Here is an 18,742-nt window from a genome sequence, read left to right on the forward strand (position 1 = left end):
ATGCGCGTCATGGCCCAGATGGCGATGGTGATGAACCTCGACAAGTGCATCGGCTGCCACACCTGCTCCGTCACCTGCAAGCAGGCGTGGACCAACCGCACCGGCGTCGAGTACGTGTGGTTCAACAACGTCGAGACCCGCCCCGGACAGGGATACCCGCGCCGCTACGAGGACCAGGAACAGTGGCGGGGCGGCTGGGAGCTGAACAAGAAGGGCCGGCTCGCGCTCAAGGCGGGCGGCCGCTTCAAGAAACTGATCACCATCTTCGCCAACCCCGTCCTGCCGTCGCTCGACGACTACTACGAGCCCTGGACGTACGACTACGAGACCCTCACCAACGCCCCGCTGCAGGAGCACACCCCGGTCGCCCGCCCCAAGTCCCTCATCACCGGGAAGGACATGAAGATCTCCTGGTCGGCGAACTGGGACGACGACCTCGGCGGATCGGCCGAGCACGGGCGGAAGGACGTGCTGCTGAACGAGGTGTCGGAGAAGATCAAGCTCGAGTTCGAGCAGACCTTCATGTTCTACCTGCCGCGCATCTGCGAGCACTGCCTCAACCCGTCCTGCGCGGCCTCCTGCCCCTCCGGCGCGATCTACAAGCGCGAGGAGGACGGCATCGTCCTCGTCGACCAGGACCGCTGCCGGGGCTGGCGGATGTGCATCACCGGTTGCCCGTACAAGAAGGTGTACTTCAACCACCGCACCGGCAAGGCCGAGAAGTGCACCTTCTGCTTCCCGCGCGTCGAGGTCGGCCTGCCCACCGTCTGCTCCGAGACCTGCGTCGGCCGGCTGCGCTACATCGGCCTGGTCCTCTACGACGCCGACAAGGTGCTGGAAGCCGCCTCCACCCCCGACGACACCGGCCTCTACGAGGCCCAGCGTCAGGTCTTCCTCGACCCGGACGACCCCGAGGTGATCGCCGAGGCGGAGAAGGCGGACATCCCGCGGGACTGGATCGAGGCCGCCCGGCGCTCCCCGATCCACGCCCTGATCAACACCTACAAGGTGGCCCTGCCGCTGCACCCGGAGTACCGCACCATGCCCATGGTCTGGTACATCCCGCCGCTCTCCCCGGTCGTCGACGCCGTCCGCGACACCGGACGGGACGCCGAGGACCACCACAACCTGTTCGCCGCCGTGGACGCCCTGCGCATCCCCGTCGACTACCTCGCCCAGCTGTTCACCGCCGGCGACCCCGCACCCGTGGACGCCGTACTGCGCCGGCTGGCCGCCATGCGCGCCTACATGCGCGACATCAACCTCGGCCGCGAACCGGACGCCTCCATCCCCGAGGCCGTCGGCATGGGGGAGGAGCAGATGTACGACATGTACCGGCTGCTCGCCCTCGCCAAGTACGACGAGCGGTACGTCATCCCGGCCGCCCACGCCGAACAGGCCCACAGCCTCGAGGAACTGGCCACCGAGTGCAGCCTCGACTACGAGGGCGGCCCCGGCATGGGAGGCTCCGGCCCCTTCGGCGAGGCATCCGGCGGCGCGGCGCCCATCGCGGTGGAGAACTACCGCGCCCTGCGCGACCGTCAGCTCTCGGACACCCCGGCGGCCCCGGCCGGCAAGGAGACCCGCGTCAACCTCCTCAACTGGGACGGCAAGGGCAGCCCGCCGGGCCTCTTCCCGCCCGCCGGCGGCGACCGCCCCGACAGCCCGGACAGCGGCGGGCAGGTGGAACCGAAGCCATGAGGAGCAAGCTGAAACTCAGGCCCGCGCAGCGGGTCCGGCCCTGGCACACCTACGCCTGGCAGCTCCAGTCGCTGCTCCTGGGCTACCCGGACGAGGACCAGCCGGGACATCTGTCGATGGCCCGGCGGGCGGCCCCCGCGCTGCCCGCCGAGGTGCGCGAACCCTTGCTGCGCTTCGCCGAGCGGGCCGAGGACACCGGCACCGAGGCCCTGGCCGCCGCCTACGTGGCCACCTTCGACCACCGCAAACGCTGCTGCCCGTACCTCACCTACTACGCCCACGGCGACACCCGCAAGCGGGGCGTCGCCCTGGTGCGCCTGAAGCAGGCCTACGCCAGGGCCGGGTGGCGGCTCACCGACGACGAACTGCCCGACCACCTCGCCGTCGTCCTGGAGTTCGCCGCCGCCGACCCGGCGGCCGGCCTGCGTCTGCTCACCGAGCACCGGGCCGGACTGGAGCTGCTGCGCCTGGCCCTGCGCGACGACGACGCCCCCTGGGCCGACCTGCTCACCTCCGTCTCGGCGACCCTGCCCGCGCTCGCCGGCGACGAACGGGACGCGGTCGCCCGGCTCGCCGCCGAGGGCCCGCCCGAGGAGCAGGTGGGCCTCGACCCCTACGCGCCGCCCTCGTACATGCCCGCCCCGTCCGCCGGAGGTCCCCGATGACCGCGTCCCAGCCCCACCTCGACCTGGCGGTGGAGTCCGGCACCGGCGGCATCCTGCTGTGGGTCGTCCTGCCCTACGTCAGCCTCGCCGTGTTCGTCCTCGGCCACGTCTGGCGCTACCGCTACGACAAGTTCGGCTGGACCACCCGCTCCTCCCAGCTCTACGAGCGCCGCCTGCTGCGCATCGGCAGCCCGCTGTTCCACTTCGGCATCCTCGTCGTGCTGCTCGGGCACATCGGCGGACTGCTCATCCCCGAGAGCTGGACGCATGCCGCCGGCATCAGCGAGCACACCTACCATGTCGTCGCCGTCGTCCTCGGCACCGTCGCCGGTGTCTGCACGCTCGGCGGCCTGGCCATCCTGGTCTACCGTCGGCGCACCGTCGGCCCGGTCTTCTCGGCCACCACCCGCAACGACAAGGCGATGTACCTCTCCCTGACCGTGACCATCGTGCTGGGCCTGGCCGCGACGGTGGCGGCGAACATCGTCGGCGGGGGCTACAACTACCGGGAGACGATCTCCCCGTGGTTCCGGTCGATCTTCTACTTCCAGCCGGACCCGGACCTGATGACCGGCACCCCGATCCTCTTCCGGCTCCACGCCCTGAGCGCCCTGCTGCTCTTCGCCGCCTGGCCCTTCACCCGGCTCGTCCACATGCTCACGGCGCCCCTGGGCTACCTCACCCGCCCCTACATCGTCTACCGCAGCCGCGACAGCCGGCTGGGCTCCCGGGCCCCGCAGCGCGGCTGGGAACGCATCCGCTGACCGGGAACGTGTCAGGGGGCGGGCCGCACCTCCGGCGGCCGGCCCCCGTGCGGGTGCTACTTGCTGAGCCAGAGGTCGGGCCCGAACACCTCGTAGTGGATGTCCTTCGGCTCGAGCCCTTCGGCGAGCAGGTCACCGCGGACGGCCCGCATGAACGGCAGCGGGCCGCACAGGAAGGCGGTGGTGCCCTCGGGCAGGGTCAGCCGGGTGACATCGGCCAGACCCTCGCCGACGTGGGGCGCGTCGAACCCTTCCCGGTCCTCGTACCACAGGTGCAGGGTGCCGCCCGGCAGTCGGCCGACGAGGTCGTCCAGTTCCGAACGGTGCGCGTGGTGGGCGGGGGAGCGGTCGGCGTGGACCACGGTGACCCGACGCCCGGCCGAGGTCTCGGCCAGGTGCTCCAGCATGGACAGCATGGGCGTGACGCCGATGCCGGCGGAGGCGAGGAGGAGCGGGCCGTCGCCCTCGGGGAGTACGAGGTCGCCGAAGGGCCGGGACACCTTCACGGTGTCGCCCGTCCGGGCGTGCGCGTGCAGCCAGGACGACACCTCGCCCTCGGGCACCACGCCGTCGGCGGAGCGCTCCCGCTTGACGGTGATCCGCCACGTCTTGCGGGCGGGAGCCGTCGAGAGGCTGTACTGGCGTATCTGCCGGGCCCCGTCGGGCAGTTCGACCTGCACGCTGATGTACTGGCCGGGGGTGAACGGCTCCGTGGGCAGTCCGTCGGGCCGGCGCAGTTCGAAGGAGGCGGTGTCGAGGGACTCCTCGACGCGCTCCGCGATCTCCATCTCGTGCCAGACGTCGCCGTCCCCGACCCCGGCCGCCGCGTACAGCCGTGCCTCCAGGGCGATGAGCGCGTTGGCCATGAGCCAGTAGACCTCGTCCCAGGCGGCCCCCACCTCGGGTGTCACGGCGTCGCCCAGGACCTCGCCGACGGCGCCCATCAGGTGCCGCCCCACGAGGGTGTACTGGTCGGCCGTGATGCCCAGCGAGGCATGCTTGTGGGCGATGCGCCCGAGGATCGCGTCGGGCCGCTCACCGGGCCGTTCCACCAGCGTGGTGGCGAACGCGGCGACGGCGCCGGCGAGTGCTTCGCGCTGGGCTCCGCTGGCCTGGTTGCCGCGGTTGAAGAGGTCCCGCAGCAGCTCGGGGCGCTCCTCGAACATGCGGCGGTAGAACAGCTCGGTGATGGAGCTGAGGGAGGCCCCGACGGCCGGGAGGGTGGCCCGGACGACGGGGACCGACTGGGGGGAGAGCATGCGTCGGCTCCTTGACTGGATGCTTCGGTGATCGCACTCAGCATCCTAGATAATTGGTATCGCCCATTCATATTTAGGGGGCTGTGATCTGCGCGACGTCGCCGGCCACCCGGTAATGGCGTACTTCTGCCGCCCCTCGGGGAGTTGCCTCGGGCCACAGGCAGTCCAGGACCGAGGCGGACGGGGCGAACAGCGCGGAGGGAACCTCCTGGCGCGCGAACCACTCCCAGCGCACGATCTTGTCCGGTTCGGTCACCCGGGGTGCGCCCACCGCCCCTTCGGTGACCGCCGCGGCCGTGATCCGGGTGAGGCCCTGCAGGCCGTCGACGAGGACCGCCAGGACCCGTACGGCCGCCACGGGGACGGAGAGTCCCGTCTCCTCGGTCAACTCCCGTGCGGCGGCGGTCTCGAAGTCCTCCCCGGGGTCCACCTTGCCGCCGGGAAGCTCCCACCGCCCGTCGTGGCCGAGTCCGAGCAGGACACGGCCGACCGGGTCGAGGACGGCCAGACCGACTCCGGTCAGGCTCTGGGGCGTGGGGCGGGCGCGTTCGGCGCGCTCGGCGCCGTGTTCGTCGGTGTTCACCTCCCCATTCCACACCGCGCCGGACACGGCCCGCCCCCGGCCCGGTGCGTTCCGGGCCGGGGACGTGGGGCGGGAGCCGGGCGTCCCAGCCGAAGTGAGCCGGTACGCGTGATAGAGACGATCTCGACCTCTGACCCCTGACCTGACCCCTGACCCCTGGTCCCTGTCCCCTGGTCTCCGACCCCGACCGCGCAAGCCCTCGAAGCCGCAGCCGTCCGACGCACCGCCCCCCCACACAGCAAGGCACGAGCGCACCATGAGCGAAGAGAACAAGCATCACGCCACCGCTGCCGCCCTCCTCCCCCTGGTCGGGGGCGCGGACAATGTGACGTCGGTGGCCCACTGCATGACCCGGCTCAGGCTGGGGCTGCACGACCGGTCCCTCGTCCAGGACGAGCGGCTCAAGGCACTGCCGGCGGTCATGGGGGTCGTCGAGGACGACACCTACCAGATCGTGCTGGGGCCGGGCACGGTCGCGCGTGTAACCCCCGAGTTCGCCTCGCTGGTCGAGGAGGGGAAGGGCCGGAGCGGACCCGTCACGGCCGAAGGGCTCGCGTCGCAGGGCGCGGCGCTCCGGGCGGAGCGCAAGGCGAAGAACGCCACACCGTTCAAGCTGTTCCTGCGCCGTATCGCCGGCATCTTCGTGCCGCTCATCCCCGCGCTCATCGGCTGCGGCATCATCGCGGGCCTCAACGGACTCCTCGTCAACCTGCACCGGTTGCCCGCGGTGACGCCGGCCCTGACCGCCATGGCCTCCGGGTTCATGGCACTGATCGCCGTGTTCGTCGGCCACAACACGGCCAAGGAGTTCGGCGGCACACCGATTCTCGGCGGTGCCCTCGCGTCGATCATCGTCTACGCCGGAGTGGCCGAGGTGGAGGCCTTCGGCCGGCACCTCTCCCCGGGACAGGGCGGTGTGCTGGGCGCGCTGGCCGCCGCGTGGCTCGGCGTCCAGGTCGAGAAGTGGTGCCGCCGCCGGGTGCCCGAGTCCGTCGACGTCCTGGTGACGCCCACCGTCACCGTGCTCGTGGCCGGACTGGCGACCCTGTTCGGACTGATGTTCCTCGCCGGTACGGTGTCGACCTGGATCGGTGACGCCGCCGACTGGCTGCTGACCCACGGCGGAGCGGGCGCCGGGTTCCTCCTCGGCGGTCTCTTCCTGCCGCTGGTCATGCTGGGCCTGCACCAGGCCCTGATCCCCATCCACACCACGCTGATCGAGGGAGCGGGCTTCACGGTCCTGCTGCCGATCCTCGCGATGGCGGGCGCGGGTCAGGTCGGCGCCGCGCTCGCGGTCTACGTGCGGCTGTCCCGCAACACCTCCGTCCGCACCACGATCAAGTCGGCGCTGTGGCCCGGGTTCCTCGGCGTCGGGGAGCCTCTCATCTACGGTGTGTCGCTGCCCCTGGGCCGTCCGTTCGTCACCGCCTGCGCGGGCGGCGCCTTCGGCGGCGCGTTCGTCGGTCTCCTCAACCAGCTCGGCACGGACGTCGGTTCCACCGCGATCGGCCCCTCGGGCTGGGCTCTCTTCCCGCTCCTCGACGGCACCCACGGGCTGGGGCGGACGGTCGCCGTCTACGCCGCGGGACTGGTGGTCGGCTACCTGGCGGGCTTCGTCGCGACCTACTGCTTCGGCTTCACGAAGAGCATGCTCACGGAACTGAACGCGTCCCCCGCCGCGCCGCGCGGCGACGCCGCAGCCTCCCGTCATGCCACGCGATCCACCGCCCCCCGGTCATGAGGGTGCAAGCGGAACCCCTCGCCCGTCCTTCACGGCGGGCGTCCCGAAGGCCCCGACATGAACCGTCACCTCTTCACCCGGCACTCCCCGCGGTCCGGCAAGCCGACCGTGGTCCTCGTCCACGGCACGTTCGCCGACTCCACCGGCTGGAACGGTGTCGTGCGAGGTCGGCCACTCCTGCGGCGGAGCGGTCATCACGCGAGCGGCACACGGTGCCGGCCACGTCGCCGCCTTCATGCCGGACAAGGGGGAGCGCCCTCGGCCTGGCGGGCCGGTTCCCCGGCAGCACACTCGGTGAAGCCCTCCGCCCCGTACCGGTCACCCTGCCGACGGCTCCCCGGGAGCGGACCTGTACATCCGGCAGGACACGTTCCACCAGGAGTGCGCCGCGAACGTCCCGGCGGACACCGCCGGGCTCATGGCGGTGACGCAGCGGCCGGTGACCGCGGCGGCGCTGGAGGAAGCCGCCGGCGAACCCGCCTGGCGGAGCGTCCCGTCCTGGCCCGTGATCGCCACCGAGGACCTCACCATCCCTCCGGAGGCCCGGAGTCACATGCCCGAGCGTGCCGAGGCGCGGACCGTGGAAGTGCGGGCGTCGCATGCGGTGGGCGTCTCCCGTCCGCACGACGTGGCCCGGATCGTCCTGGAGGCTGCCCGCGCGGCCGGCTGACCGGACGGCCACACGCGAAGTGGCCCCGGATCCCCCGACATCGGGGGCGGGGGCGCCGTGCGCTCGCCGAGGGCGGTGCGCAGGATGCCGCCCTCACCGCGCGCGGCCTCGCTGACCAGGGTGCCGGCCGCGTTCTCCGGTTCGATGATCCCGGAGGGGTGGAACCGCACCAGCTCCGGGTCGCGCAGCCGGGCGCCGGCCTCCACGGCGACCTGGACTCCGGCCCCGGTCCGTGTTCTGCCACCGCAGCCACGTCTCCTGGAGGACGTCCTCGGCCTCCGCGGAACTGCCGAGCACCCGGTAGGCGATGCCGAACAACCGCGGGCGGGCCGCGAGGAAGTCCCGTGTCGCCCGGTCGAGGTGATCGCCCTCGTCCCCAGCGTGCATGACCGTCCCTTCCGCCTCCGGCGCAACCATGCCACGCGCCGCCCCACCCGCCCGCGCCCGCGGGACGCGCGCCCGCGCACCGTGCGTCGGGCCTGGTGGAGCGCACCGCGCCAGGCCTTCCCGGCGCCCGGCGATCGCGTCGCACGCGCCGGGCGCTCCCTGTCACAGACGGCACGGCTGTCCGGTCCAGCGCCCACGACCGGTTCGAACGGGGTCTGCGCCTGGCTCTGCCCGCAGCGCCGGCGGCTGCTGCGGCGCAGCGGCTGGAACCGGGCCCGGCGCGCCGGAAAGGTCACGGCGCACCGCCCCGACGGCCGCAGCCATCTCGACCGCACCACCGGCCTGGTGCTCGCCCTCATCCGGGACCTGCCCGCCACCGGCCCGCGCCCCGAACGGAGTTGACTTCCGGACCCGGACCGCGCCGAAGCCCGGTGGGCACGGAGAAGCTGTGCTTCCATGCTGCGGGTGACCCCGACACCCGGTCACGCGGCCCACCCGTCCGGTACCGGTCCACCCCGACGTGACCTGGAGAAGGCATGCCTGGATTCCGACGCCCCGTCCGTGCCGCCGCCGTACTCGCCGCCGCCGCCGTGCTGCTGGCAGCGACCGCCCCCGCGGCGACCGCCCACGCCGGAGCCCCCGGCTCCCGCGCCCCGGCGGTCCCGCTGCGGGTGGCGACGTACAACATCCACGCCGGAGCGGGACAGGACCAGGTCTTCGACCTCGACCGCACCGCCGCCGCCCTCCGCGGTCTGCGCGCCGATGTGATCGGTCTCCAGGAGGTCGATGTGCACTGGGGCGCCCGCAGCGCGTTCGCCGACGAGGCACGCGCGCTGGCCGAGAAGCTGCGCATGCGGGTGTTCTTCGCCCCGATCTACGACCTGGAGCCGGCCGGCGAGGACGGCGAACGCCGCCGGTTCGGCGTCGCGGTACTGAGCCGCCACCCGGTGCTCCACGCCGAGAACCACGAGATCACCCGGCTCTCCACCCAGTCGCCCGACCCGGTGCCGGCCCCGGCACCCGGCTTCGCCGAGGTCGTCGTCGACGTGCGGGGCGCACAGGTGCACGTCTACTCCACGCACCTGGACCACCGGGCCGACCCCTCGGTCCGCGCGGCCCAGGTCGCGGACATGCTCGCCGTGCTGGCCGCCGACCGCGGACCGAAGGTTCTCGTCGGTGACTTCAACGCCGAGCCCGGCGCACCCGAGTTGGCGCCCCTGTGGCGCGAACTGCGCGACGCGGCCCCGGACGGCGGCGCCACCTACCCGGCGGCCGACCCGGTCAAGCGCATCGACCTGGTCACCGTCTCACCCGGCATCCGGGTGACCGGTGGCCGCACCGTGGCGACGGAGGCGTCCGACCACCGGCCCGTGGTCGCGGACCTGAAGGTGCCCCGGCGCGGCCACTGAGACGGGTCACTCCGGTGCGGAGACGCTCATCTCGCCCAGCTCCGACCAGTCGTCCTGCGGTACCGACATGTTCACGATCCGGGGTGTCTCGACCAGGTGCGGCGGCAGGGTGCGCCGCGCGGCCGCGAAGTGCGCCGACCCCACGTGCGCCGCGCCCGCCTCGTCGTCGCGGAACGCCTCGACGAGGACGTACTCCGTCGGATCCTCGACACTGCGCGACCAGTCGAACCACAGGCAGCCCGGCTCCTCGCGGGTCGCCGCGGTGAAATCCGCGGTGATGTGCGGCCATTGGTCGGCGTACTCGGGACGGACCCGGAACTTGGCGGTGATGAAGATCATCGGACTCCTCTCTCACCCCGGACCCGGCCCCGCACCGCCCTGGAGGCGTTGCAGGTCGGAGGGGCGTACCTGAATGGCGAGCACGGCGATCAGCGCGGCGAGTACCGCGAAGACGGCCGCCGTGATGAACGCGGCGGAGACACCCGCGGTGAGCACCTCGTCCGCCCAGGGAGCCGGCAGCTCCCCGGTGCGCCGGAACCGCAGGACCTCGGCGGGGGTGGCCTGTTGCAGGAAGCGCGGTATCTGTTTCTCCGCCTCGTTGCTGCTCGCCGTGCCGAACACCGTGACCAGGATGGACAGTCCGAGCGAGCCGCCGACCTGCTGGGTGGCGTTGAGGAGGCCGGAGGCGGCGCCCGTCTCCCGGACGGCGACGTTGGAGAGCGCCATGAGCGTCAGGGACACGAACTCCATGCCCATGCCGAGGCTGAACACCAGCATCGGCCCGAGGACGCTGCCCGCGTACGTGGAGTGGACGTCGGTCAGGGTGAGCCAGGCCAGGCCCGCCGCCGCGAGGACGCCACCCACCACCATGAACGGCTTGGGCCCGTACACGGGAAGGAAACGCGAGGCCAGCCCCGCACCGATCGCGATGACGGCGCTGACCGGCAGGAAGGCGAGCCCGGCCTGCAACGGCTGGAAGTCCAGCACGTTCTGCACGAAGAGCGTCAGGAAGAAGAACATGCCGAACATCGCCGCCGCGAGGCACAGCATGATGCCGTACGTGCCCGCGCGGTTGCGGTCGGCGAACATGTGCAGCGGCGTGATCGGCTGCCGGGACCGCCTCTCCACCAGCACGAACGCGGCGAGGACGATGACGGCCGCGGCGAACGAGGCCAGCGTGAGAGCGTCCCGCCAGCCGTCCTGGGCGGCCCTGATGAACCCGTAGACCAGCAGCACCATGCCGGCGGTGGAGGTCAGGGCGCCGGTGAGGTCGAAGCGGCCCGGGTGGCGCTGCGACTCCTTGATCCAGCGCGGGGCGGCGAGGGCGATGAGGAGCCCGATCGGGACATTGACGAAGAGCACCCACCGCCAGTTCAGCCACTCGACCAGCATGCCGCCGGCGAGCAACCCGATCGCACCGCCGCCCGCGGACACCGCGGCGAACACCCCGAACGCCCGGTTGCGTTCGGGCCCTTCGCGGAAGGTCGTGCTGATGAGGGCGAGGGACGTCGGCGAGGCGATGGCGCCGCCCACCCCCTGGAGGGCGCGTGCGGCCAGGAGTTGGCCCGGATTCTGGGCGAACCCGCCCAGCAGCGACGCCAGTGCGAAGAGCAGCACACCGAAGACGAAGACCCGCCGCCTGCCGAGGATGTCCCCCACCCGGCCGCCGAGCAGCAGCAGCCCGCCGAAGGTGAGCGTGTAGGCGTTGACCACCCAGGACAGGCTGGTGGTCGAGAAGTCCAGGGAGCGCTGGATGTGCGGCAGCGCGATGTTCACGATGGTGATGTCCAGCACCACCATCAGCTGGCACGAGGCGATGACCAGCAGGGCCATCGCGTTCCCGCCGCCCGTGTCACGGGCGGTGTGCTGCGGCGCGGAGGCCGGACGCGGACCACCGGTCATGCGGGGTCGCCCTTTCGGGATTCCACCGTTCGACCGTACGCGCGCGTCCGGGCCCCCACCACTCGATCACCGCGGCACCGGCGGAGGCCGCCGGCGGTGTCCGCGGCAGCCGACGGTAGCGCCTGCACCACCTTTTCCGGGCCGCTGGCTGCATGGTTCGCGGGGCCCGCGGCTTCTACCGTCGTGGGGATCCCAACGAGTTCCGCCCGGAAGGCACCTCACCATGTCAGTGACCCCGGCCGACGTCGCCGTCAGCCTCGACCAAGTACACAAGACGTACGGCGGTGACCAGCCGGTCGTGGCGCTGGACGGCATCAGCGCGGTGTTCATGCGCGGCACGGCGACGGCCGTGATGGGACCGTCCGGTTCCGGCAAGAGCACCCTGCTGCACTGCGCGGCGGGGCTGGACCGGCCGGATTCCGGGCGGGTGCTGATCGGGAACACGGACCTGTCGTCGATGTCCGAGAAGCAGCTGACCGAGCTGCGCCGCAGCCGGGTCGGTTTCGTCTTCCAGGCGTTCAACCTGGTGGGTGCGCTGAACGTGGAGCAGAACATCATGCTGCCCTCGCGGCTGTCGGGACACCGGCCGGACCCGGCCTGGGTCGCGGAGGTGATCGGCAGGGTCGGACTGGGCGACCGGCTGCGGCACCGGCCGGCACAGCTCTCCGGCGGCCAGCAGCAGCGCGTCGCGATCGCCCGGGCGCTCGTCACCCGTCCGGAGGTGATCTTCTGCGACGAGCCCACCGGGGCACTGGACACCCAGACCGCGGCCGAGGTCCTCGCCCTGCTGCGGTCGGCCGTCGACCGGAGCGGGCAGACCGTCGTCATGGTGACCCACGACCCGGTCGCCGCGTCCTACGCGGACCGCGTGATGGTCCTCGCCGACGGCCGGATCGTACGGGACATGGCCCAGCCCGGAGCCGAGCGGATCGCCGAACACCTGGCACTGCTGGGCCGCCGGCAGCCCGTCGCGAGCCGGGAGGGCTGAACCGTGCTGCACCTCGCCGCGCAGATGGTGCGCTTCCGCAAGGGCAGTTTCACCGCCACCTTCGTCGCGCTCACCGCGGGCGTCGCGATCCTGATGACCTGCGCCCTGCTCGTGGAGTCGGGGTGGCGGTACAAGGGCCAGCCGGGGCGTTACGACGCCACGCTCGCCGTCGTCGCCGACCGGGAACTGAACGTGGCCACGACGATGTTCGGCGAGACCGAGCACACCACCGTGGCGCTTCCCGAACGCGGCAGCGTCCCCGGGAAGCTGACCGGTGAACTGGCCGAAGTGCCGGGCGTGGCACGCGTGGTGGGCGACCGCTCGATCGCGGTCACCGCCCTGGCCGCCCCGGACGTGCCGGCCACGGGCCACGGCTGGGCGAGCGCCGCGCTCGCCCCGTACCGGCTGACGTCCGGCGAGCCGCCGCGCGCCGACGGGGAGATCGCCCTCGACGCCCGGCTCGCCGGCCGCGCGGGGCTCGGACCCGGCGACACCACGGACATCGTCACCGGGGGAGAGAGCAGGCCGTACCGGGTGAGCGGTGTCGTCGAGACGGACGGTGCGTCCGGGGAGGAGACGGCGCTGTTCTTCACCGACGCGCACGCCACCGCCCTCGACCCGCGCGGGGGCCGGTTCGACGCCATCGGCGTCATCGCCGAACCGGACGCCGACCGCGCCGCCGTACTCGACGGAGTGCGCCGCGTCGCCGACGCCGCGGGCACCGAGCTCTACACCGGTGACGAGCGCGGACTGGCCGCCCAGCCCGAAGCCGGGGCCGCACGGGCCTTCACCCTCCAGGCAGGCGGCGCGTTCGGCGGCTACGCCGCCATGATCATCGTCTTCGTCGTCGCCGGGACCGTGGGCCTGTCGGTACGGCACCGGCGGCGCGACCTCGCCCTGCTGCGCGCCGTCGCGGCCACCCCGGGCCAGGTACGGCGGATGCTCCTCGCCGAGGTGGGACTGCTCGGTCTGCTCGCCGCCGTCGTGGGTGTCCCCGCCGGACTGTTCGCCACGGGGCTCATCCGGGACGAACTCGTGTCCCGGGGGTTCGTGCCCGAAGGCTTCGCCGTCCGGGGCGGGCTGCTGTCCGGGGCCGCCGTGACCGTCGCCGTCGCCGCCGTGGCGCTGCTCGCCGCGTGGATCGCCGCGCTGCGCGTCACCCGGATCCGGCCCACCGAGGCCCTCGGGGAAGCGGCTGTCGAGCGCGGCCCCGGCAGCAGGACCCGGGTGGTGAGCGGCCTGGTGTGCCTCGCCCTGGGGGTATCCCTGACCGGCCTCACCGGAGCCACCGACGGCCAGACCGCACTGGGCGCTGCGATGGGCATGCTCTACGCGTTCGTCCTGGGCGTCGCGCTCCTCGCGCCCTGGATCAACCAGGCGGCGGCGCGGCTGCTCGGGCCCGTCCTGCGCACGGTGTGGGGCGACAGCGGTTACCTCGCCGCGGCGAACCTGCGGGCCAACGCCCGCGGCATGGTCGCCGTCCTCACCGCGCTGGTGCTCTCCGTCGGCTTCGGCGGCACCGTCTGGTTCCTGCAGGACAACCTCCAGCGGCAGACCGTGGTGCAGAGCCGCGACGGCATCCTCGCCCAGCACGCCCTCACCGGCGGCGCGGGACTGCCCGCCTCCGCCACCGCCGAGGCCCGCCGGATCCCCGGGGTGGTCGCCGCGACCGGGGTGCGCCGTACCTCCGTCGTGGTGCCGGGGGAGATGGAGCCGATGGCCGTCGTCGCCCAGGGCATCGACCCCGAGGGCGTGGAACGGACCCTGGACCTGAAGGTCGGCTCGGGCAGCCTCGCCGAACTGCGCGAGGACACCGTGGCCGTGTCCACCGCACAGGCGGACGCCGCGGGCTGGGAGATCGGCGACAAGGCCGAACTCTGGCTCGGCGACGGAACGCCCGTCGGCCTGCGCGTGGTCGCCCTGTACGAACGCGGCTGGGGCTTCGGCGACGTCACCCTCCACACCGGCACCCTCGCCGGGCACACCGTCACCGGACTCGACGACCAGGTGCTCATCAGCACCGCACCGGACGCCGACACCGGCGCCGCGCTGGCCGAGCTCGCCCAGCGCTATCCGGCCGCCGCGGTCGTCGACACCGACCGGCTCACCGGTGAACTCGCCCAGGACGTGGCCATCAGCGGCTGGCTGAACAAGCTGCTCATCGCCGTCCTGGTCGGCTACGCGGTCCTGGCCGCTGCCAACACCCTCGTCATGGCCGCCCTGGCCCGCACCCGGGAGCTGTCCCTGCTGCGCCTGGTCGGGGTCACCCGCGGCCAGCTGAAGCGGATGGTGCACGCCGAACAGGCCGGTCTGCTGGGCGTGGCGCTCCTCATCGGCGGGGCGATCGCGGCCGTCACCCTCACCACGATCGTCAACGCCGTCTCCGGGCAGCGCGTCCCCCACGTTCCGGCCGCCGGGGCGGCCGCCATCGTCGCCGGGACGATCGCGCTGGCACTCGTCGCCACGGTGCTTCCCGTCGGCAGACTGCTGCGCACCCCACCGGTCGAGGGCATCGGCATCCGCGAGTGAGCCCCACCGGCCGGCCCCGATCCACGACCGGCTCCGCCCGCCCGCGGCCCGCGGACACCCCGGTCCGATCCCAGGCCGAATCCACCTCCGGCACCCGGGCCCGGCCCGCGGACGCCCCCGCCCCGTCCCGGGCCGAATCCACCTCCGGCACCCGGGCCCGGCCCGCGGACGCCCCCGCCCCGTCCCGGGCCGAATCCACCTCCGGCACCCGGGCCCGGGCCGCGGACGCCTCCGCCTCCTCCCGGGCCGAATCCACCTCCGGTACTCGGGCCCGGGCCGCGGACGCCTCCGCCTCCTCCCGGGCCGAATCCACCTCCGGTACTCGGGCCCGGGCCGCGGACGCCTCCGCCCCGTCCCGGGCCGGAGGTGCCTCCGGTACTCGGGCCCGGGCCGCGGACGCCCCCGCCTCCTCCCGGGCCGAAACCACCTCCGGCACTCGGGCCCGGCCCGCGGACGCCCCTGTCCGATCCCGGGCCGAAGGCGCCTCCGGCACCCGGGCCCTGGCCGGGGGCGCCCCGGAGCGGTCCCGGGCCGGGGGTGCTTCGGGCCGGTCCCCGGCCGGGGGTGTTCTCGGTTCGTCTTCCGGTGGGGGCGCCTTCGGTGCTCGTGGGGACGGGGGTGTCTCGGGTCGTGCACGGGCCGGTGACGCCCCTGTGCGGTCCTGGGCGGGGGGTGTTCTCGGTTCGTCTTCCGGTGGGGGCACCTTCGGCGTTCGCGGGGACGGGGGTGTTTCGGGTCGGCCCCAGGACGGGAGTGTCTCCGGTCGTTCACGGGCCGGAGATGTCCCTGTGCGGTCCCGGGCCGGGGGTGTTCTCGGTTCGTCATCCGGTGGGGGCGCCTCCGGCGCATGCCGTGACGGGGGTGTGTCCGGCGGCCGGGCTCGGCCCGGGGGTGGCCCCGGCCTGTCCGGGACCGGAAGTGGTCCTGTCCGGTTCCCGGGACCGTCCGGGACCGGAAGTGGTCCCGGTCGGTCCCGGGCACGGGGTGGTCCCGGTCGGTCTCGGGTCGGGGGTGCCGGGGCCTCACCGGCCGGGGGAGGCCCCGGGCTGTTCCTGAGGCGGGTTGTTTGCGGCCGGTTCGGGGGGTCGGGAGGGGCCCGCCGGGCACCGGTGGGTGGGTGGCCGGGTGGGCCCGGGGGCGGGCGTTCTATCCTCCGTGCCTGGGAGGTGCGGATGGTGGTGACCGGCGACCGCCCGGCGCAGGGCGGGCCGAGGTGGGCAGGGGCCGCGGCCGCGCGTGCCCGGGCGGCACTGGACGCCCTGGAGCATCTGATCGGCGGCATGGGCACCGGCCTGCTCGCGCTGCTCGCGACGCTGTGGCTGGCCCTGACCGCCCTCGCCTGTCTCGTCGGGGTGGGGCTGTGGCTGCTGCCGTCCGCCCTGCACGCGGTGCGGGCCGTCGCCGACCGGGAGCGGACCCGGCTCTCACGCTGGGGCCCGGAGATCATCGGCCCGGCGCCCCTGCCGGCCGGGCTGCGGGCCGCCGTCACCGACCGTGGCGTCCGCCGCGAGGTCCGGTGGGTGTGCACGCACGCGTTCTTCGGCCTGTTCCTCGGGCTGGTCGGGGCGACGCTGCCGCTGAACGCGGCGCACGACGTCGCCTTCCCGCTGTTCTGGCGGCTCCTGCCGGAGAGCGCGGCCACCGCGACGGTGGGCTGGTGGACCGTGCGCGACTGGCCCGGCGCCCTGTTCATCATGCTGCTCGGCGTGGTGTGGGCCGGCGTCATCCTGGCGTGCACGCCCGCGCTCGCACGGTTGCAGGCCTGGCCCGGCCGGCGGCTGCTGACCCCCGACCCCGGAACCGACCTGGTGCTGCGGGTCGCCGAGCTCACCGCCACCAGGGCCGCCGCCCTCGACGCCCACGCCACCGAACTGCGGCGCGTGGAACGGGCGTTGCACGACGGCACCCAGAACCGCATCGTCGCCGTCACCGTGCTGCTCGGAGCGGCCCGCCGCGCCCTGACCCGCGACCCCCGCGAGGCCGAGGCCGTCCTGGCGCGCGCCCAGGACGCCGCCGAGCAGGCGCTCGCCGAACTGCGCGGCGTGGTCCGCAGCATCCTCCCGCCGGTCCTCGCCGACCGCAGCCTGCCCGACGCCCTCACCGCCCTGGCGGCCGACTGCCCGGTGCCCTGTCACCTCGACGCCGACGTGCCCGGCCGGTGCGCCGCGGCGGTGGAGGCGACGGCGTACTTCGTGGTCGCCGAGGCCCTCACCAACATCGCCAGGCACAGCGGCGCCCGCGAGGCCGCTGTCGTGGTACGCCGCCTGGACGACCGGCTGCGCGTGGAGATCCACGACGACGGCCGCGGAGGCGCCGACGAGCGGAACGGGTCCGGGCTCACCGGCATCCGCCGCCGCACCGAGGCGCACGACGGAACACTCGAACTGGCCAGCCCGCCCGGCGGCCCGACCACCCTGAAGGTGACCCTGCCATGCGGATCGTGATCGCCGAGGACGACGCGCTGCTGCGCGAGGGGCTGGCGCTGCTGCTGCGCGCCGAGTCCCTCGACGTGGTGGCCACGGCCGGGGACCCCGACGCCTTCCTGGACGCCGTGGACGCGGAGAAGCCGGATGTCGCCATCGTCGACGTACGGATGCCGCCCACCCACACCGACGAGGGGATCACGGCGGCCGTGGAGGCCCGGCGGCGCCGACCGGAGCTGGCCGTCCTCGTCCTGTCCGCGTACGTCGAACAGGCCTTCGCCACCGACCTGCTCGCCCAGGGCAGCGCCCGGCTCGGCTACCTGCTCAAGGAACGGGTCGGACGGGTCGAGGAGTTCCTCACCGCGCTGCACCGGGTGGCGGACGGCGGTACGGCCATCGACCCCGAGGTCGTCGCCCAGCTCCTCACCCGCACCCGGCCGGACGCCCGGCTGCAACGGCTCAGCCCCCGCGAGCGGGACGTACTGGCGCTGATGGCCGAGGGGTTGGGCAACACGGCCATCGCCGAACGGCTCGTCGTCAGCGACGGTGCCGTCCACAAACACATCCGCAACATCTTCGCCAAGCTCGATCTCGCGCCCACCGACCGCACCGACCGGCGCGTCGCCGCCGTGCTGCACTACCTCGAGGACGCCAGGCGCCGGGACTGACCCCCCGCCGGACAGGACGCTACGTGCCGAGGGAGCGCCGGGTGACGCCCTCCAGATGCCGGGTGAAGACCTCGCGGGCGTCGGGGGTGAGGGTGCGCAGCGCCACCAGCGCCGTGACGGCCACATCGCACAACTCGGACCGTACGTCCTCCCAGGTGTGCGTGGTGCCCTTGCGCGGGTTCTGGCCGGTCGCCCCGACCACGGCCTGGGCGACCTCCCCGACCTCCTCGGACAGTTTCAGGATGCGCAGCAGCACGCCGTCCGGGCCGTCGACGGGACGCTGCGCGTCCAGCCAGGCGCACAGACCGTCGATGGACTCCCACAGATCCGCCCCGGCCGCCCGGGGCGGGGGAGGAGACAGATGATCGCTCATGGGGAGAGCCTGGCACGGCCCACTGACACCGCCCGGTCCGCCCCGCCCCGCTGCTCGAACAGGACCTGCCGACTACTCGAACAGGGCCTCCTGTTCGCCCTCCCTGACCTTCCGCAGCCGCCGGTTGCGCGCCCCCAGCGTCACCGCCGTGGCCGCCCCCATCGCCGCGAAGGCCGCCGGGAGCATCCAGTTCCGGTTGGCCGTGTGGCCGAGGGCGTGGTCCAGGGAGAGCCGGCCGGGCCCCGTCACCGCGAGACCGGCGGCCGTCAGGCCGAGGGACGCCGCGTACTCGAAGCCGCCCTCCTGGTTGAAGAAGCCGTTGGGCGCGTGCACGGCGGACGCGCCCGCCATCGCACCGGCCGCCGCGGCGCCCGCAGCCGGGGTGGCGAGGCCGAGCGCGAGCAGCGCGCCGCCGCCCGTCTCCGCGAGGCCCGCCACCGTGGCGCTGGCCCGGCCGGGCGCGTAGCCGATGGACTCCATGAACTGACCGGTGCCCTCGATACCGCCACCACCGAACCAGCCGAACAGCTTCTGCGCGCCGTGCGCCGCGAGCACCCCGCCCGTTCCCAGCCGGAGCAGCAGCAGTCCCAGATCGCGTCGGTCGTAACAGGTCACGTCGTCTCCCCGGCAGAGGTGGCTTGGCCCGACCACCGTCGCACCCCCACCACGGGCCGGGCCCG

General features: G+C 73.5%; 17 protein-coding genes and 2 pseudogenes. 11 read left to right on the plus strand and 8 right to left on the minus strand.

Going from position 1 to position 18,742, the window contains the following annotated elements; genetic code table 11:
- From narH to narI, 3 genes are read left to right on the plus strand one after another with little or no spacing between them, the layout of a single operon-like run.
- Complete coding sequence (narH, locus tag ACZ434_RS19990; protein ID WP_468457584.1) at positions 1-1,701, plus strand: nitrate reductase subunit beta; 1,701 nt, start codon at positions 1-3, stop codon at positions 1,699-1,701.
- On the plus strand, positions 1,698-2,366 hold the full coding sequence (gene narJ / locus ACZ434_RS19995) for a nitrate reductase molybdenum cofactor assembly chaperone (RefSeq protein WP_468457586.1): 669 nt from the start codon (positions 1,698-1,700) through the stop codon (positions 2,364-2,366). The genes narH and narJ overlap by 4 nt, the downstream gene beginning before the upstream one ends.
- Complete coding sequence (narI, locus tag ACZ434_RS20000; RefSeq protein WP_468457588.1) at positions 2,363-3,130, plus strand: respiratory nitrate reductase subunit gamma; 768 nt, start codon at positions 2,363-2,365, stop codon at positions 3,128-3,130. Before narJ ends, narI begins: the two co-directional genes overlap by 4 nt.
- A gap of 56 nt (positions 3,131-3,186) precedes the next feature.
- Here the strand turns inward: narI and ACZ434_RS20005 are convergent, their stop codons facing one another.
- Together ACZ434_RS20005 and ACZ434_RS20010 are read right to left on the minus strand one after the other, a co-directional pair.
- Positions 3,187-4,389, minus strand: coding sequence for a globin domain-containing protein (locus tag ACZ434_RS20005; protein ID WP_468457590.1), 1,203 nt, complete (start codon positions 4,387-4,389; stop codon positions 3,187-3,189).
- 73 nt (positions 4,390-4,462) lie between these two features.
- Positions 4,463-4,972 (minus strand): nucleotide triphosphate diphosphatase NUDT15, encoded by a 510-nt coding sequence (locus tag ACZ434_RS20010; protein ID WP_468457593.1) that lies wholly within the window; start codon positions 4,970-4,972, stop codon positions 4,463-4,465.
- Positions 4,973-5,228: 256 nt separating this feature from the next.
- On the opposite strand from ACZ434_RS20010, the gene ACZ434_RS20015 reads away from it, so the two are divergent.
- Positions 5,229-6,713, plus strand: a complete 1,485-nt coding sequence (locus ACZ434_RS20015; protein WP_468457595.1) for a PTS transporter subunit EIIC — start codon at positions 5,229-5,231, stop codon at positions 6,711-6,713.
- Positions 6,714-7,068: 355 nt separating this feature from the next.
- Complete coding sequence (locus ACZ434_RS20020; protein WP_468457854.1) at positions 7,069-7,383, plus strand: alpha/beta fold hydrolase; 315 nt, start codon at positions 7,069-7,071, stop codon at positions 7,381-7,383.
- Positions 7,384-7,442: 59 nt separating this feature from the next.
- On the opposite strand, the pseudogene ACZ434_RS20025 reads toward ACZ434_RS20020, so the two are convergent.
- Positions 7,443-7,655 (minus strand): annotated as a pseudogene (locus ACZ434_RS20025) (FAD-binding protein); the annotation flags it as partial.
- Positions 7,603-7,770: pseudogene (locus tag ACZ434_RS20030) on the minus strand (sigma factor); the annotation flags it as partial. The pseudogenes ACZ434_RS20025 and ACZ434_RS20030, both read right to left, overlap by 53 nt.
- Here ACZ434_RS20030 and ACZ434_RS20035 point away from each other — a divergent pair.
- Both ACZ434_RS20035 and ACZ434_RS20040 read left to right on the plus strand, forming a co-directional pair.
- Complete coding sequence (locus tag ACZ434_RS20035) at positions 7,765-8,172, plus strand: hypothetical protein (protein WP_468457597.1); 408 nt, start codon at positions 7,765-7,767, stop codon at positions 8,170-8,172. The pseudogene ACZ434_RS20030 and the gene ACZ434_RS20035 overlap by 6 nt on opposite strands.
- Before the next feature lie 134 nt (positions 8,173-8,306).
- Complete coding sequence (locus ACZ434_RS20040; protein ID WP_468457599.1) at positions 8,307-9,179, plus strand: endonuclease/exonuclease/phosphatase family protein; 873 nt, start codon at positions 8,307-8,309, stop codon at positions 9,177-9,179.
- A 6-nt stretch (positions 9,180-9,185) separates the two neighbouring features.
- Here the strand turns inward: ACZ434_RS20040 and ACZ434_RS20045 are convergent, their stop codons facing one another.
- Together ACZ434_RS20045 and ACZ434_RS20050 are read right to left on the minus strand one after the other, a co-directional pair.
- Positions 9,186-9,518, minus strand: a complete 333-nt coding sequence (locus ACZ434_RS20045) for a putative quinol monooxygenase (protein ID WP_468457601.1) — start codon at positions 9,516-9,518, stop codon at positions 9,186-9,188.
- Between the two features lie 12 nt (positions 9,519-9,530).
- A complete protein-coding gene (locus tag ACZ434_RS20050) occupies positions 9,531-11,012 on the minus strand; it encodes an MFS transporter (protein ID WP_468457856.1) in 1,482 nt (493 codons plus the stop codon).
- 292 nt (positions 11,013-11,304) lie between these two features.
- On the opposite strand from ACZ434_RS20050, the gene ACZ434_RS20055 reads away from it, so the two are divergent.
- The 4 genes from ACZ434_RS20055 to ACZ434_RS20070 all read left to right on the plus strand — a co-directional run bounded on the left by ACZ434_RS20055 (position 11,305) and on the right by ACZ434_RS20070 (position 17,689).
- The gene (locus ACZ434_RS20055; RefSeq protein WP_468457603.1) at positions 11,305-12,069 is read left to right on the plus strand and encodes an ABC transporter ATP-binding protein; all 765 of its coding nucleotides are present in this window, start codon (positions 11,305-11,307) and stop codon (positions 12,067-12,069) included.
- Between the two features lie 3 nt (positions 12,070-12,072).
- Positions 12,073-14,598: an FtsX-like permease family protein gene (locus tag ACZ434_RS20060; protein WP_468457605.1), complete on the plus strand. Its 2,526-nt coding sequence runs from the start codon at positions 12,073-12,075 to the stop codon at positions 14,596-14,598.
- A gap of 1,172 nt (positions 14,599-15,770) precedes the next feature.
- A complete protein-coding gene (locus ACZ434_RS20065; RefSeq protein WP_468457607.1) occupies positions 15,771-17,042 on the plus strand; it encodes a sensor histidine kinase in 1,272 nt (423 codons plus the stop codon).
- Positions 17,030-17,689, plus strand: coding sequence for a response regulator (locus ACZ434_RS20070; protein WP_468457609.1), 660 nt, complete (start codon positions 17,030-17,032; stop codon positions 17,687-17,689). The genes ACZ434_RS20065 and ACZ434_RS20070 overlap by 13 nt, the downstream gene beginning before the upstream one ends.
- A 19-nt stretch (positions 17,690-17,708) precedes the next feature.
- Here ACZ434_RS20070 and ACZ434_RS20075 read toward each other — a convergent pair whose 3' ends face one another.
- Both ACZ434_RS20075 and ACZ434_RS20080 read right to left on the minus strand, forming a co-directional pair.
- Positions 17,709-18,062 (minus strand): MazG-like family protein, encoded by a 354-nt coding sequence (locus ACZ434_RS20075; protein ID WP_468457611.1) that lies wholly within the window; start codon positions 18,060-18,062, stop codon positions 17,709-17,711.
- Positions 18,063-18,134: 72 nt separating this feature from the next.
- Positions 18,135-18,677, minus strand: a complete 543-nt coding sequence (locus ACZ434_RS20080) for a DoxX family protein (protein WP_468457613.1) — start codon at positions 18,675-18,677, stop codon at positions 18,135-18,137.
- Positions 18,678-18,742 lie beyond the last annotated feature (65 nt).

The organism is Streptomyces sp. NPDC030893, assembly GCF_055571535.1.